Genomic DNA, 15,387 nt, shown 5'->3' on the forward strand with positions numbered 1-15,387 from the left:
TGGGCGGCGTGTCGCTCAGGCGGCCGTTCGAGTGAGGGTGTGTCGGGCGATGGTCCAGGGGATCAGTTCGGGTTGGAGTGGCTGGTCCCAGACGGGATCACTCGGCCCGGGGTCTTCCCAGGGCTCGGGTTCTCGCTCCACGTAGTGGGGTGCTGCTCGTGGTGGTGTGCCGATTCGGGTGGTGCCGGCGGCGGTGACGATGTATTCGTAGCCGGCGGGGGATCGCCAGTGGAACACCCCGGGCTCGGGTTGCGTCAGCCGCCAGCCGCCGTGCGTCTTCGCTCTATGCGTGCGGCGGGAGAGGGGGCCGAGGTTGTGCAGCCCCGTCTGCCCCTTCACGTCCCGATCGAACTGGTACGGATCGGTGTGGTCCAGGTCGCAGGCCCGGGCTTGGCGGGTGCCGAAGGGGAACACATCCACCGGGTTCCGCACCTGGAGCGCGAGCCGCATCGCCGCCGACGGCTCATACCCGTCCAGAGCTGGCAGCATGTTGGGGTCCAGCACCGGCCGGACGGTCACGTTCGAGCCGCGCAGGAACTCGGGTAGGTATTCGGTGAGGATGGTGCCCCAGCGTTCGACGCGGGCGACGCCGGTGCCGTGGGTGAGGTCGTTGGCGTCGACGTGGACGATGAGCTCGACCGGGAGGGCGTCCTGTCCGAAGGCTTGGCGGGCGATGATGCCGGCCGCCGACGCGCGGCGCTGGTCGTGCCGGTACTGCGCTTTCGCGCCGTCGGTGTAGTGGGCCATCCAGTCCGGTGCCTCCGGTGCAGGCAACGTCGAGGCCACCGAATCCAGGGCTTGGTCGAGGGCGATGGCGTCCTCGGCGGCGAGGCGGCCGTAGAGGGTGCAATGCCCGTCCTCGATCTTCCCGATATGCACACCGCGCTGCTGACGGGCCGAGGCGGCACGGGCGGCGGCCGCTGCGGGATCGGCATCGATGATCCAAGCGGGGAGCTCGCGCATCACCCGCGACCACGGCCACAACTGCAGCGCATGCGCCGTCCGCCGGTCAATCAGCGCGACCGCCTCGAACGACAGCTGCGAACAGGCCTCCACGATCTTCGACGCCTGCCAAAACCACACCGTCCCGGACAGGAACGCCTCCCACAACGCCGGGTGCCGGTAGCGCAGGTCCAAGATCTGCCCGACCTGCCACAACGCCGACTCCGGAGAGCACCCCAACAGACCGGCGAGCTCCAAACTCAGGAACTCCCCGATGAGCGGGGTGCCATCTGAACCGGCCTGGATCTCTCGTTCGGTGACGGCCCAGACCGCGTCCCGGTCGACCTCGTAGAGTTCGGCGGCGCGGAGCAGGGCGATCTTCTCCGCCACCTCCGCCGCGCGGCGGTGCTCGTGCGCGTGCGCGACCGCGGCGAACGCGTCTGCGCAGGTCATCGGCACCATCTCGAACATGTGAACTATTCTACGGGGCTCCTCCGACAACCAAAAGGCAATCCCGACGCCTGTGGAGAACTATTCCGGAGTTCGGCAGCGCGCCAGTGCCGGCGGGCGCCTACGATACGAGCGTGCGCCTGCGTCCCCATCTCTTCGTCGAGCACGACCGCGTCGTCGCCGAGCGCCACCCAGCGGCGGAGGAGGACGTCCATTTCTCGCGCGACCTCGTCGCCGCGGTCCTCGAGGACCTGACGCGGCCCGGGGACCGGGTGCTGGACCCGTTCGCCGGCTTCGGGACCACGTTGCACGTCGCCGAGGCGATGGGGCGCAGCGCGGTGGGCGTCGAACTGCTGCCCGAGCGCTGCGCAGCCGCGGCCGAGGCGGCGCCAGGCTCCGTGGTGGTGCAGGGCGGAGCCCGTCACCTGTCCCAGTTGGTCGAGGGCCCCTTCGACCTGGTGCTGACGTCCCCGCCCTACATGGCGCGCGACGACGGCCCGGAGGATCCGCTGTCGGGCTACACCGGCAGCAGCTCGTACGAGCGCTACCTTGCAGAACTTCGGGACATCCTCGCGCAGTGCCTAGAGCTCCTGACGCCTGACGGCCATCTCGTGGTGAACGTCGCGAACATCGACAGCGGCGCCCGGTTCACGCCGTTGGCGTGGGACGTGGGCCGGGTCCTGAACGAGGTCGGTCGCCTCATCCAGGACGTCTTCGTGTGCTGGGACCGCCCGTGGCACGACCTGGCCGGTGACTACCTCCTCGTCGCGCGCCGCGTTGCGCCGGCGGCTGATTTCCGCGGCCTTCCGATGGAATAATGGGGCAAGGCGTGCTCGTGTCGCCTCTTCCCCGTGGGTCGGCCACGGGTCGAAGTGCCGCCGGGCCCCGGGACAGCGTCCGCCGCCGCGACTGTAGAGGTGACGATGCCTTCAGAGGACAGGATCCAGCAGCACCGCCGGTACCTGATGTGCCGGCCGGACCACTTCACGGTCAGTTACGAGATCAACCCGTGGATGGACCGGGCGCGCCCTCCCGACACCGCCAAGGCCCTGCGGCAGTGGCAGGTGCTGCACGACACCTATGTGCGGCTGGGGCACCGGGTGGATCTCATCGACCCGATTCCCGGCCTCGACGACATGGTCTACACGGCCAACAGCGGGCTGGTGATCGACGGCGTGGCGCTGGGCGCGAGATTCAGCGTCAGTGAACGCCGCGGGGAGGAACGGCCGTTCCGGCAGTGGTTCGCCGCCCACGGGTACGGCGTGGTCGAACCCGTCGCGATGCAGGAGGGCGAGGGCGACCTCATGCTCGCCGGCCAGATCATCCTCGCTGGGTACGGCTTCCGGACGCAGCTCGACAGCCACGCGGAGGTGGCGAGGGTGTTCGGGCGCGAGGTCGTGTCGCTGCGGCTGGTCAACCCGTTCTACTACCACCTCGACACCGCGCTCTGCGTCCTCGACCCGGTGGAGGGCCCCGGGGGAGTCGAGCGGGCAAACATCGCCTACCTGCCCTCGGCCTTCGACGAGCGCGCCCAGTCCGAACTCCTCGAGCGGTTCCCCGACGCGATCCGCCTGCCCCCGTCGGTTCCCGAGAGCCTCGGCCTGAACGCGGTCAGCGACGGCCGCAACGTCGTGATGTCCCCGGCCGCCACCCACTTCGCCGACCAGCTGCGCGAGCGCGGCTACCACACCGTCCCCGTCGACCTGTCCGAGCTGCACCTCGGCGGCGGCGGGATCAAGTGCTGCACCCTGGAACTGCGAGGAGGCAGATCATGAGCACCACGGCCAAGTCCGAGACCACGACGGCGCGGCTCATCCGCGAGGAGGGCCTGCACGTCGCGCGCAACTACGACCCGCTCCCCGTGGTGGTGTCCACCGCCGAGGACGTCTGGGTCACCGACGTGGAGGGCAGGCGCTACCTCGACCTGCTATCCGCCTACTCGGCACTCAACTTCGGGCACCGCCACCCGGCGCTCGTCGCCGCCGCCGTCGACCAGTTGGGCCGTCTGACGCTCACCAGCCGCGCGTTCCACAACGACCGGCTCGGAGAGTTCGCGGCCGCGCTCGCGGAACTGTGCGGCAAGGACATGGTGCTGCCGATGAACACCGGCGCCGAGGCGGTCGAGACCGGCATCAAGACGGCGCGCGCCTGGGCCTACCGCGTGAAGGGCGTGCCCGACGGAGCCGCGCGCATCATCGTCGCGGCCGGCAACTTCCACGGCCGGACGACCACCATCGTCGGCTTCAGCGACGACCCGGTGGCCCGCGACAACTTCGGGCCCTTCAGCTCCGGCTTCGTCACCGTCCCCTACGCGGACGTCGACGCGGTCGAGGCCGCGATCGACGCCAACACCGCGGCCGTGCTCGTCGAACCCATCCAGGGCGAGGCGGGGGTCATCATCCCGCCCGACGGTTACCTGCGGGCCCTGCGGGAGGTCTGCACGAAGCATCACGTGCTCCTGATCGCCGACGAGATCCAGTCCGGCCTCGGGCGCGCAGGAACCACGTTCGCCTGCGACCGTGAGGGCGTCGTCCCGGACCTCTACCTGCTGGGCAAGGCGCTCGGTGGCGGCATCCTGCCGGTGTCCGCCGTCGTCGGCGACCGCGACGTCCTCGGGGTGTTCCGGCCCGGCGAGCACGGGTCGACGTTCGGCGGCAACCCGGTGGCCGCCGCCGTCGGGCTCAAGGTCGTGGAGCTGCTGCGCACCGGCGAGTTCCAGGAGCGCGCGGCGACGCTGGGTCGCAAGCTCGAGGGGATGCTGAGCGGGTTGCTGGGCCGCGGGCTCACGGAGGTGCGCGTGGCGGGACTCTGGGCGGGCGTGGACGTCCACCCCTCCCGCGGCACGGGCCGCGACGTGGCGCGGCGGCTCCTGGAGCGCGGGGTGCTGGTGAAGGACACGCACGGCCAGACCGTCCGCATCGCGCCGCCGCTGACGATCAAGGCGTCCGACCTGGAGTGGGCCGTCGAGCAGTTGGAGCTGGTGCTCTAGAGGGCGCACGGAGGTGGTCCCCGGAAACTGATGCTCCTATGGTTCGTCAAGCTGCGATGAGCCATTCGCGGTAGGTCTCGGCGAGTTTGTCGTCGCGGCGTTGGCCGAGTTCGAGTTGGGAGATGGTCGCCGGCCAGACGTTGAGGTGTTGTGCGGCGTTGGTGAGGGTGATGTTCTTGGCCTGACGGGCGGGCCGCAAATCGGTGTAGTTCGGGATGGGGCAGTGGCCCAGGAGCGCTTGGTAGATCTCTCGGGCGACGGCGCGTTTCAGGGAGCGGTAGACCGCGGCGAGTGTCCAGCCTTTGGCGAGGTGTTTGTCGCGGTAGTCGCGAGTACGGGGATCGTGGACCATGCGGTTCTGGACGATCTGGTGGAGGGCCCAGTTCGCTTGGCGGTCGCCGCCGCGGCTCAGGCGGTGCCGCTGGGTTCGGCCGGAGGAGACGGGGATCGGGGTGGTGCCGCAGAGTGCGGCGAAGGAGGCGCTGCTGCGTAACCGGTCGGGGTTGTCCCCGGCGGTCAGGAGCAAGGTGGCGCCGGTGACCGGACCGACGCCTTTGAGAGCCATCAGACCGGGGTTGGCGTTGGTGGTGAGTTGCTCCAGCTCGTGGGCGAGGTCTTCGACCTCGTCGGTCAGGAACTGGTGACGGCGGGCGAGACTGCGCAGCGCGCGCAGTGTGATGGCGTCGTGCTTGTCACGGATTAGGTCGGGCCGGCTGGCCGCCAAGGTTTCCACGAGCTGCTGACGAGGCAGGTCGCGGTACTTGTCACGCAGTGTCGCGCTGGCGTTGACGAGCATGCTGCCGATCTGGCGCCACGCGGCCTGCAGGGCCTTGTTCGCTGAACGACGCGCGACGGTGACCGCGCGTAGCGGTTCGATCGTGTCGTGTTTGGGGGCGGTGCTGGCCTCCCCCGAGAGCACCGAACGAGCGGCGCGGTAAGCATCGAGCCGGTCGGTCTTGCCCTACTTGCGCCGCTCGGCGGCCCGGGTCCGGTTGACCTCGACGACATGGAATCCGTTGCGGCGCAGTTCAGCACTGATGCCGACGCCGTAGCTCGAAGTTCCCTCGACGCCGACGGCCTCGACCGGCCCATGGCTGGCGAGCCAGCCGATTGCCAGCCGGTAACCGGTTTGGGTGGTCGGGAACTCCTTGTCGGTGATCTCGGCGCCGAGGGGGGTGACCAGCGCGATGTGGATGGTGTCCTTGTGTGAGTCGATCCCGGCGACACGCCCGGTGAAGTTTGTCATGATGGTGTTGCCCTTCGCGTGAAGTGGGGTCAGTGGCGGCCGGGCCGGCCAGACAGGACATACACCAGGACTCGCTCCAACGATCTCAGGCTCGTATTAAGTCATGTCCGGTCGGCCGTCACTTGGGGCCCCGAGGAGCCGGACTGATCAGTTTGTCGGTAACCCAACAGGGCACCAGTCAGAGGCAGGGTCACGACTCCCCGGAACTACTTCCCATCATGTATGTCGGTGGCGGGCCGTAACGTGACCGACCCATCCCTTCCGTGGTGACCCCGAGCGTTCAGGAGCCCTGCTGTGAGTGAGTACGCGACGAAGATCAATGCCCTGCTGGCCAAGGCGGCCTCCACCGAACACGACGCCGAGCGCGACACGTTCACCGAGGCCGCGGAACGGTTGATGGTCAAGTGGGGCATCGACGACGTGATGCTGTCCCGCGCCGAGCAGCAGGCCAGGGAGTCGGCGAAGGTGCCGATCGAGCAGCGCGCGTACCGGGTGGAGGGCACGAACGGGAAGTTGCTCGCCGAGCTCGTCGCGGCCACGGTCGCGATGGGGATCGGCCCCGTGCGCGCACTGATCGACCGCAGCTCCAACCGGTGGTGGTGCGTTGGCTACACCGACGACCTCGCCCGCGTCGAGCTGTACGTGCCGCACCTCGTCGAGCAGGCCCGCCACGCCTGGAACCGGTACCTCGCTCGCACGGAGTTCTGGAACGGCACGGACCGGGAACGGGCGAAGCGCACCTTCCTGGCCACCTTCGGTGCCACCGTCGCGGCGAGGCTGGAGGCGATGTTCCGGGATGCGGCCACCACCGGGCTCGAGCTCGCATTGACCAGGCGCACCGAGGAGGTGCACGACGAGTTGGCGCGGCTGAACCCGCGCCTCGGCAGGGCGCGACGGCGGACCTTCTACGGGCCCGACGTCGCCGCCGCGGCCCGGGCCGCCGGGCAGCAGGCCTCCATCACCGCCGGAGCCCTCGGCTGACCGGGCCCGACCGTCGGGAGCCGGCTACCGCCCGGCGCCCGAGCGGGGGGTTCGGCCGTGGTCCTCGTAGGAGAGGGCGTGCGCCGCGCGCACGAGCGCGAGGTGGCTGAAAGCCTGGGGGTAGTTGCCGGCGAGCCGTCGCGTGGACGGGTCGTACTCCTCGCTCAACAGCCCCAACGGGCTGGCGATCGACAGGAGCTTCTCCATCATGGCGCGCCCCTCCTCCTCTCGGCCGCTCATCGCGTACTGCTCGATCAGCCAGAACGTGCAGATCAGGAACGGGTACTCGTGGCCGACGAGGCCGTCGAGCCCGCTCTCGGTGCGGTAGCGGTAGACGAACCCCTCGTCGTCGACGAGGTCCCGTTCGATCCGGGCCACCGTCGACAGCATCCTCGGGTCGTCGTAGGCCAGGAATCCCGTGTGCGGCAGCTGCAGGAGCGAGGCGTCCACCTCGGTGTTGTCGTAGGTCTGGGTGAAGGACTGGATGCCCTCGTCGTAGCCGTGCTCGAGGATCTCCTCGCGGAGCTGGTCGCGCAACCGGGCCCAGCGCTCGTCGTCGCCCTCGAGGCCGTACTCGCGGACGGCGCGGACGCCTTGGTCGAAGGCCGCCCACATCATCACCCGGCCGTGGGTGAAGAAGTGCTCGTCGCCGCGCATCTCCCAGATGCCGTGGTCCTTGCGGTGGAGGTGCTTCTCGCAGTAGTCGAGCAGGTGCCGCTGGAGGCGCCAGGAGTACTCGTCCTCCTCGAGGCCGTGGTCGCGCAGCTTCGCCAGGGCGAGCATGACCTCGCCCACCACGTCGGCCTGGTACTGCTCCACCGCGCCGTTGCCGATCCGCACCGGCAGCGAGTCCTCGTACCCGGAGAGGTGCGGGAGTTCGAGCTCCGGCAGGCTGCGCTCGCCCGCGATCCCGTACATGATCTGCAGCTCCCGGACGTCCCCGCCGATCGCCCGGAGCAGCCAGTTCCGCCAGGGCAGCGCGCTCTCGGGGGTGGTGTGGTCGGCGAGCACCTCGATGGTGAGCGACGCGTCGCGCAGCCAGGTGTAGCGGTAGTCCCAGTTGCGCGAGCCGCCGAACTCCTCTGGCAGCGACGTGGTGGGCGCGGCGACGATGCCGCCCGTGGGCCCGTACGTCAGGCCGCGCAGGACCAGCAACGAGCGGCGGACGGGCTCGACATAGTCGCCCCGGATCTCGAAGCTGTGCGACCACTCGGTCCACCGGTCCACCGCGTCGGCCAGCGCAGCCTCGCACTCGACGCGCCCGGGTAGGTCCTGGTGCGAGGGGAACCACACGAGGTGCCAGTCGGCCTTCTCGCCGGCGGACAGCTCCACCCGGGCGCAGATCTGCGACGGCAGGTCGCCGACCTCGGTGCGCGGCTCGTCGCCGTCCAGCCCCGGCCCGGTCAGCATCAGGCCGTCCGGCCCGGCGACCACGACGAGCCCGTCGTCGATGGGCCGCACCAGGGGCGTCGCCGACCCGTAGCCGAGGCGGAGGCGCACGTCGTGCTCGACCGTGACGGTCCCCTCGAGGCACTCCACCAGCCTTACGAGGTCCGCGTGCTCCTTGCCCGGCGGCAGGAAGTCCGTCACCTTGGCGCGTCCGTGCTCGGTGCGCCAGATGGTGTCGAGGACGAACGTGCCGTCCCGGTAGCTTCTCGACTCGACCTCGCCGTCGACGATGGACAACTTCCAGCGGCCGTTCTCCGGGTCGCCGAGGAGCGCCGAGAACGTGGCCGGGGAGTCGAACCGGGGCAGGCACAGCCAGTCGATGCTCCCTTCGAGCGACACCAGCGGCGCCGTGTGCAGATCGGCCAGGAGTGCGTACTGTTCCAGGGGAGTGCTCACGCCCACCATCGTAGGTGGGCGCCCGGAGGCGGCCCGGTGGAATACTGGCGGGCGTGTTGACGGCCGATCTGATGCGACGAGGGGAGTTCGCCTCCCTGCCGCTGGCGCGGCACGTCAGCGACCTCCGCCGCGCGCTCGCGGCCCGCCGCGTCGTCGTTCAAGCCCCACCCGGCACCGGCAAGACGACGGTGGTACCGCCCGTGGTGGCCGACGCCGTCGACGGACGCGTCATCGTCACCCAGCCGCGGCGCATCGCGGCGAGGGCCGCCGCCCGGCGGCTGGCGCACCTGACCGGCACGCGTCCCGGATCGCCCGTCGGCCACACCGTCCGCGGCGAGTCCACGGCCACCGGCGCCACCCGCGTCGAGTTCGTCACCACCGGCGTCCTGCTGCGACGCCTGCTTCGGGACCCCGACCTCGCCGGCGTCGGCGCCGTCGTGCTGGACGAGGTGCACGAGCGGCACCTCGACGACGACCTCGCCCTCGCGATGGTGGCCGAACTCGCGCAGCTCCGCGACGACCTGGCGGTCGTGGCGATGTCCGCGACCCTCGACGCCCGCCGCTGGGCGTCGCTGCTGGGCGGCGCGGAGGTGGTGGCGGCCGAGTCGGTGCTCCACCCGCTCGAGATCCGCTGGGCGCCCCACGCCGGACCCGCCACCGACCACCGCGGTACCAGCCTCCGCTTCCTCGACCACGTCGCGGACCTCACCCGCCGGGCGGTGCGCGAGCACCCGGACCGGTCCGCCCTCGTCTTCGTGCCGGGCGCGTGGGAGGTGGACCGTCTCGTCGCCGGGCTCGCGGACCTCGGTCGGCCGGTGCTGCCGCTCCACGGTAGGCTCGACCCGCGGAGGCAGGACGCCGCGCTCGACGACGCCGCCGGGCCGCGCGTCGTGGTGGCGACCGCGGTCGCCGAGTCCTCGCTCACGGTCCCCGGCGTGCGGATCGTGATCGACTCCTGCTTGAGCCGCGAACCCCGTTTCGACCAGAACCGGGGCGTGTCCGGTCTGGTCACCGTGCGCTCCTCGCAGGCCTCGGCCACGCAGCGCGCCGGCCGCGCCGCCCGCCTCGGGCCGGGCCTCGCCGTGCGATGCCTCTCGGCGGACGACTGGGCGGGCATGGCGCCCGATTCCACGCCGGAGGTCATGCACGCCGACCTCACCGGCGCCCTCCTCACGCTCGCCGCCTGGGGCTCTCCCCGCGGCGACGGGATGGGGCTGCCCACACCGCTCCCGCAGGCCGCCGTCGACCGGGCCGAGGCCGAACTGCAGTCACTCGGGCTGGTCGAGGATGTAGGGCGGATCACCGACGAGGGCCGACGCGTGGCTGCCATCCCCGCCGAACCGCGGCTGGCCGCCGCCCTGCTCGCCGGCGCTCCCAGGGTCGGCAGCCGCCGCGCCGCCGAGATCGTCGCGTTCCTCTCCGACGACACCCGGGCGGGCGACGACCTCGCCCACGAGCTCGCCAGCCTCCGCCGCGCCTCCACGCCGCAGGCGAGGCGGTGGCGCGACGAGGCCACCCGCCTCGAGCGGCAGGCTCCCGCATCGCCGCCCACGACGGTGCCCGACGACGCCGCCGTCGCCTGGCTCGTCGCCTCCGCCCGCCCCGGGTGGATCAGCCGGAGGCGCGCCGACCGCACCTACACCAGCGCCTCAGGCACAGGTTTCGTGCTGCCGCCGGGCTCGCGGCTCGCGGGCGAGTGGCTCGCGGTCTGGGACTCGCAGCGCTCCGCCTCTGGGCCCGAGTCGCAGGTCCGCGCCGCCGTCGCCATCGACGAGGCGGCCGCCATGGAGGCCGGCGCCCACCTGCTGCAGGAGGTGGTCGACACCCGCTGGGAGGACGGCCGCGTCCGGGCCAGGGCGACGCGTCGGCTCGGCGCCATCACGCTGACCGCCACCCCGGTCCGCCCCGACCGCGGCCAGGCGGAACGAGCCCTCCGCGAGGCGCTGCTCATGGACGGCGTCGGGGCGGTGCTCGGCTGGAGCGACGAGGCCGCGCGCCTCCGTCGCCGGCTCGCGGTCCTGCGGCGCAGCCTGGGGGAGCCGTGGCCGGACGTCGGAGAGACCGCCCTCGCCGCACGCCTCGATGAGTGGCTCGCCCCCGAGATCGCGGCCGTCGCCGGCGGCGCGAAGGTACCCGACCTCGCAACGCCGCTACGCCGGCTGCTGCCGTGGCAGGAGGCAGGTCGGCTCGACGAACTCGCGCCCGAGCGGATCACCGTCCCCACCGGATCCGCCGTCCGGCTCGACTATCCCGAGGTGGGCAGCGACGCGCCCGTCGTGCTCGCGGTCAAGCTCCAGGAGTGCTTCGGCTGGACCGCCACCCCGACCATCTGCGCCGGTCGCGAGCGGCTGCTGCTGCACCTGCTCTCGCCGGCGGGGCGTCCACTGGCCGTGACCGCGGACCTGGCCAGCTTCTGGGCGGGCGCCTACGCCGCGGTGCGCGCCGAGAACCGCGGCCGGTACCCCAAGCACCCGTGGCCGGAGGACCCGCTCACCGCCCGCCCGATGCGAGGGACCACGCGCTCCGGCCGTTAGCCGGCGTCGAACCGGCGCCAGTTGACGCCCATCGCGGTGAGCCGGGCCATGGGCGTGGCCAGGGCCTCCGGCGTGCAGCCGAGACCGCTTCCGCCCGTCCAGAGCTGCTCGGCGATCACGGCACCGCGGGGGAAGCCGAAGTACTCGACCACCGGCCCGGTGCGCAGGTACTCCGACCACAGCTGGAACTGGCCGCCGAGCAGCCGAGGTGAGTCGAGGTCCTGCCACAGCCGGTGGTACTCGCCCACCTCCTCGAGGGTGCGCGGCGCCGTGATCGCGAGCGGCTCGTGCTCGCCGGTCGAGGCGCCGTAGTCGAAGTAGGTGTGCGCGGTGGGGGCGGCGATGGCGTCGTGGCCGGCCTCGATGGCCTGCCGGACGTACCGGGAGTTGCGCCAGACCATCACGGTGGCGCCCTCGGGTGCGCCGTGCTCCAGGACCTCGTCCCAGACGACGACGCGTCGCCCCGCGTCCAGCACCCGCCGGCACACCTGCTGCTCGAACCAGGCCTGGGCCTCGGCCGGGGTGGTGATGCCGAGCGCGTCCAGGTGTGCCCGCGTCTCGGCGTGGGCGAACCAGTGGTCCCCGGGCGCCTCGTCGCCGCCGAGGTGGATGGGCGAGTCGGGGAAGAGTTCGAGCAGGGTGTCGATCACGGTCGCGCAGAAGTCCATGGTCTGCGGCGTGAGGCCGAGCACGTGGTGCGAGATGCCGAAGCCGGTGCGCGGGTGCCGGACGTGGTCGCACGAGCCGAGCTCCGGGTAGGCGGCCACCGCGGCCTCCGTGTGCCCGGGCAGATCGACCTCCGGCACGACCGTGATCCCGAGCTGTCGCGCCCGGGCGACGATGCGCCCGATGTCGCCCGCGGTGTAGGCGCCGCCGTGCGGGATGCCGTCGTGCTCGTCGCAGTCCTCGTGCCGGACCGGGTCCGGGGAAGGTTGGTGCCCGCGCACCGTTCCCGGCCGCCAGGCGCCCACCTCCGTGAGGCGCGGGTAGCCGGGCACCGGCAGGCGCCAGCCCTGGTCGTCGGTGAGGTGCAGGTGGAGGACGTTGAGCTTGTGCAGGGCCATGGAGTCGAGCCAGCGCAGCACGAACTCGACGGGCTGGAAGTGGCGCGCCACGTCGAGCATCGACCCGCGCCAGGCGAACCGGGGCTCGTCCTCGACGACGACCCTCGGCCAGGCCAGCGACTCAGGTTGGAGCGGCCCCGGGCCGTGGACCTGCACCGGCAGCAGCTGCAGCAGGGTCTGGATCGCCCAGCCGGCGCCGCGACGGTCGGCGGCGACCACCTCGATGGTCTCGTCCACCGTGACGCGGTACCCCTCGGCGGGCAGCGCCCCGTCGAACCGGATGCTCAGGAACGCGTCCTCGGCGGCGGCCACGCGGCAGAACCCGACGGCGCTGCGGAGCCGCTCCTCGAGGACCGCCACGGCGTCCACCCCGTCGGGGCCGGCGTGCCAGGTGAGGAGCGGGGGCAGGGGACGGTTGCCGTCGGTGTACTGGAGGTGCCGGGGTGTGGGGAGGAGCGTCATGTCGCTTTCTTGGGTCGGTGGATGCGGGGCAGCCGGAAGTCCTTGTTGGCGGGGCGTGGGTCCTCGCCGGTGAGTGCCTCGTGGAGATGGTAGACGGCGAGTGCGGCACTGAGGAGTTCCCCCCAGGGCTCACCGCCCGCCGGCGAGGCGCTGCTCGCGCGTGTGGCGTCGGGCGGCGGGCGCAGCAGCCACCGCCTCGCGTCGTCGGGCGCCAGCCCGGCCGCGAGGTCGGGGACGGCACGGCGGTAGTCGAGCGTGACCGCCCGGGCCGGCGTACGGACGGTGCGCACCGGCGCGGGGCCCGTGAGGTCGACGACGTCCGCCTCGGACCCGGCCTCGGTCTCGGCGACGTGCGGGACGAGCGCGGGGCGGGGACCGCGGAACAGCGTGCGGGGCGGGTGCGGGCGGCAGTCGAGCTCGTGGTCCCCGTGGGCGTCCGACGCGGCGACCACCCCGCGCTCGGCGAGCCGTCGCCCGAGCAACTCCGCGAGCGTGTTCCCCGGCAGGTGCGCGCCCTCGCGGACGAGTTGGTGGCGGCCGAAGGTGCGCACCACCGAGAGCCTGACGGCCAGCAGCCCGGGGGCACGGCGTGAGTCGGTGCCCGAGAAGTGGGCCTGGGCCAGCACGACGGGCGCCAACCTGCCGGCGCGGTCCGCCACGTCGCCGATGCTCCGGTCCAACCACAGGCTGCGGCGGTCCGCGGCCGAGCGCGGCACGTCGGACGCCTCCAGACCGAAGCGGCGCAGAGCCGCCCACACCTCGTCGAGGTCGTCGACGAGGTCGCGCCACCGCTCCGCCTCGCGCTCGCCGAACCGGTCGCGGATCGCGGCGAACTGGGCACCGCGCCCGTCCGGGAGCAGCAGCTCGGCGCCGTCCGGCAGCAGATACGTCGTCGCGGGCGCGGCCACCATTTCGGTGCGGGTGCGGACGAACTCGCCGGGAAGGGGTCGGCCCGTCTTCTTGAACACGTCGCGCCAGGCGGCGGGCAGCTCGAAGAAGTCCAAGATCCGGGGTTCCACCGGGTCCCCGACCAGCGTCACGTCGTGGCCGAGCCGGGCCAGCCGGGCGGCGGCGGCCATGCCGGCGAGCGTGTGTCCGCGGACGACGATCATGGTCAGCGAGTCTATGGCTCTCCCGGCGATGACGCGGGCCGATGCCTAGACTCGGCGCATGAGCACTGACGCACCGGACATCAAGCCGCGCAGCCGGCAGGTCACCGACGGGCTCGAGGCCACTGCCTCGCGGGGCATGCTCCGCGCGGTGGGCATGGGCGACGACGACTGGGCCAAGCCGCAGATCGGGATCGCGAGCTCGTGGAACGAGATCACGCCCTGCAACCTCTCCCTCGACCGGCTCGCGCAGGCCGCGAAGGAGGGGGTGCACGCCGGCGGCGGCTACCCGCTCGAGTTCGGCACCATCTCCGTCTCCGACGGCATCTCCATGGGCCACCAGGGCATGCACTACTCGCTGGTCTCGCGCGACATCATCGCAGACTCGGTCGAGACCGTGATGCAGGCCGAGCGCCTCGACGGATCGGTCCTGCTCGCCGGCTGCGACAAGTCGCTGCCCGGCATGCTGATGGCCGCCGCCAGGCTGGACCTCGCGTCGGTGTTCCTCTACGCCGGCACGATCATGCCGGGCAAGGTGCAGTTGGAGGACGGCACCGAGAAGGACGTCACGCTCATCGACGCGTTCGAGGCCGTCGGCGCCTGCGCCCGCGGACTGATGAGCCAGGGCGACCTGGACCGCATCGAACGGGCCATCTGCCCCGGCGAGGGCGCCTGCGGCGGCATGTACACCGCCAACACGATGGCGTCGGTCGCGGAGGCGATGGGGATGTCGCTGCCCGGCTCCGCCGCGCCGCCGTCGGCCGACCGCCGCCGCGACGCGTTCGCCCGCCGCAGCGGCGAGGCGGTCGTCGAGATGCTGCGCCAGGGGATCACCGCCCGCGACATCATCACCCGAGAGTCCCTGGAGAACGCCATCGCGGTCGTGATGGCCTTCGGCGGCTCCACCAACGCGGTCCTGCACCTGCTGGCCATCGCCCACGAGGCCGACGTGGACCTCACCCTCGCCGACTTCTCCCGCATCGCCGACCGCGTCCCGCACCTGGGCGACCTCAAGCCGTTCGGCCGCTACGTGATGTACGACCTCGACCAGAAGGGCGGCGTGCCCGTCGTGATGAAGGCGCTCCTCGACGCCGGCCTGCTGCACGGCGACTGCCTCACCGTCACCGGCAAGACCGTCGCAGAGAACCTCGAGGGCATCAACCCGCCGGACCCCGACGGCAAGATCCTCCGCGCGCTCGACAACCCCATCCACCGCACCGGCGGCATCACCATCCTGGGCGGGTCGCTCGCGCCCGAGGGTGCGGTGGTGAAGTCCGCCGGGTTCGACTCGGACGTGTTCGAGGGCACCGCCAGGGTGTTCGAGCGCGAGCGGGCCGCCATGGACGCGCTGGAGGACGGCACCATCGTCGCGGGCGACGTGGTCGTGATCCGCTACGAGGGCCCGAAGGGCGGCCCGGGCATGCGCGAGATGCTCGCGATCACCGGCGCGATCAAGGGCGCCGGGTTGGGCAAGGACGTGCTGCTGCTCACCGACGGCCGCTTCTCCGGCGGCACCACCGGCCTGTGCGTCGGGCACGTCGCCCCCGAGGCGGTCGACGCCGGCCCCATCGCCTTCGTCCGCGACGGGGACCGCATCCGCCTCGACGTGGCCGCAAAGCGGCTCGACCTGCTCGTCGACGAGGAGGAACTGGAACGCCGGAAGCTCGACTGGCAGCCGCTGCCCCCGCAGTTCCGCACCGGTGTGCTCGGCAAGTACATCAAGCTGGTCCAGTCCGCCTCGAAGGGAGCGATCCTCGAGTAGGGC

Annotated in this window: 12 protein-coding genes; 6 read left to right on the forward strand and 6 right to left on the reverse strand. The window is 72.0% G+C overall.

All coding sequences use genetic code 11. The features are described from left to right. Positions 1–15: 15 nt before the first annotated feature. Entirely contained in the window at positions 16–1,413 is a 1,398-nt protein-coding gene (locus BLR46_RS09620; RefSeq protein ID WP_093251448.1) for a DUF222 domain-containing protein, read from the reverse strand. Between the two features lie 113 nt (positions 1,414–1,526). Here BLR46_RS09620 and BLR46_RS09625 point away from each other — a divergent pair, with 113 nt between their 5' ends. The 3 genes from BLR46_RS09625 to rocD all read left to right on the forward strand — a co-directional run bounded on the left by BLR46_RS09625 (position 1,527) and on the right by rocD (position 4,381). Further along, positions 1,527–2,210, forward strand: a complete 684-nt coding sequence (locus tag BLR46_RS09625; RefSeq protein WP_143008269.1) for a TRM11 family SAM-dependent methyltransferase — start codon at positions 1,527–1,529, stop codon at positions 2,208–2,210. A 99-nt stretch (positions 2,211–2,309) separates the two neighbouring features. After that, complete coding sequence (gene ddaH / locus BLR46_RS09630; protein ID WP_342689729.1) at positions 2,310–3,167, forward strand: dimethylargininase; 858 nt, start codon at positions 2,310–2,312, stop codon at positions 3,165–3,167. After that, complete coding sequence (gene rocD, locus BLR46_RS09635; protein WP_093251456.1) at positions 3,164–4,381, forward strand: ornithine--oxo-acid transaminase; 1,218 nt, start codon at positions 3,164–3,166, stop codon at positions 4,379–4,381. Before ddaH ends, rocD begins: the two co-directional genes overlap by 4 nt. Positions 4,382–4,427: 46 nt before the next feature. On the opposite strand, the gene BLR46_RS09640 is transcribed toward rocD, so the two are convergent. After that, positions 4,428–5,300 carry a transposase gene (locus BLR46_RS09640; RefSeq protein WP_218118417.1) on the reverse strand — a complete coding sequence of 291 codons (873 nt, stop codon included), beginning with the start codon at positions 5,298–5,300 and terminating at the stop codon, positions 4,428–4,430. A gap of 42 nt (positions 5,301–5,342) precedes the next feature. Then, entirely contained in the window at positions 5,343–5,627 is a 285-nt protein-coding gene (locus tag BLR46_RS15270) for an IS110 family transposase (protein ID WP_218118418.1), read from the reverse strand. 294 nt (positions 5,628–5,921) lie between these two features. On the opposite strand from BLR46_RS15270, the gene BLR46_RS09645 reads away from it, so the two are divergent. Further along, positions 5,922–6,608 carry a DUF2786 domain-containing protein gene (locus tag BLR46_RS09645; protein WP_093251459.1) on the forward strand — a complete coding sequence of 229 codons (687 nt, stop codon included), beginning with the start codon at positions 5,922–5,924 and terminating at the stop codon, positions 6,606–6,608. Positions 6,609–6,632: 24 nt separating this feature from the next. On the opposite strand, the gene BLR46_RS09650 is transcribed toward BLR46_RS09645, so the two are convergent. Further along, positions 6,633–8,453, reverse strand: coding sequence for a glycoside hydrolase family 15 protein (locus tag BLR46_RS09650; protein WP_218118419.1), 1,821 nt, complete (start codon positions 8,451–8,453; stop codon positions 6,633–6,635). 71 nt (positions 8,454–8,524) lie between these two features. Here BLR46_RS09650 and hrpB point away from each other — a divergent pair, with 71 nt between their 5' ends. Beyond that, positions 8,525–10,987 (forward strand): ATP-dependent helicase HrpB, encoded by a 2,463-nt coding sequence (gene hrpB / locus BLR46_RS09655; protein WP_093251899.1) that lies wholly within the window; start codon positions 8,525–8,527, stop codon positions 10,985–10,987. Here hrpB and BLR46_RS09660 read toward each other — a convergent pair. Beyond that, entirely contained in the window at positions 10,984–12,513 is a 1,530-nt protein-coding gene (locus tag BLR46_RS09660) for a beta-N-acetylhexosaminidase (RefSeq protein WP_093251464.1), read from the reverse strand. The genes hrpB and BLR46_RS09660 overlap by 4 nt on opposite strands. Then, positions 12,510–13,625, reverse strand: coding sequence for a hypothetical protein (locus BLR46_RS09665; RefSeq protein ID WP_093251467.1), 1,116 nt, complete (start codon positions 13,623–13,625; stop codon positions 12,510–12,512). Before BLR46_RS09665 ends, BLR46_RS09660 begins: the two co-directional genes overlap by 4 nt. A 58-nt stretch (positions 13,626–13,683) precedes the next feature. Between BLR46_RS09665 and ilvD the strand changes: the two genes are divergently transcribed. After that, entirely contained in the window at positions 13,684–15,384 is a 1,701-nt protein-coding gene (ilvD, locus tag BLR46_RS09670; RefSeq protein ID WP_093251468.1) for a dihydroxy-acid dehydratase, read from the forward strand. The last annotated feature ends 3 nt before the right edge of the window (positions 15,385–15,387 follow it).

It is taken from the genome of Tessaracoccus oleiagri (assembly GCF_900103275.1).
Taxonomy (GTDB): domain Bacteria; phylum Actinomycetota; class Actinomycetes; order Propionibacteriales; family Propionibacteriaceae; genus Arachnia; species Arachnia oleiagri.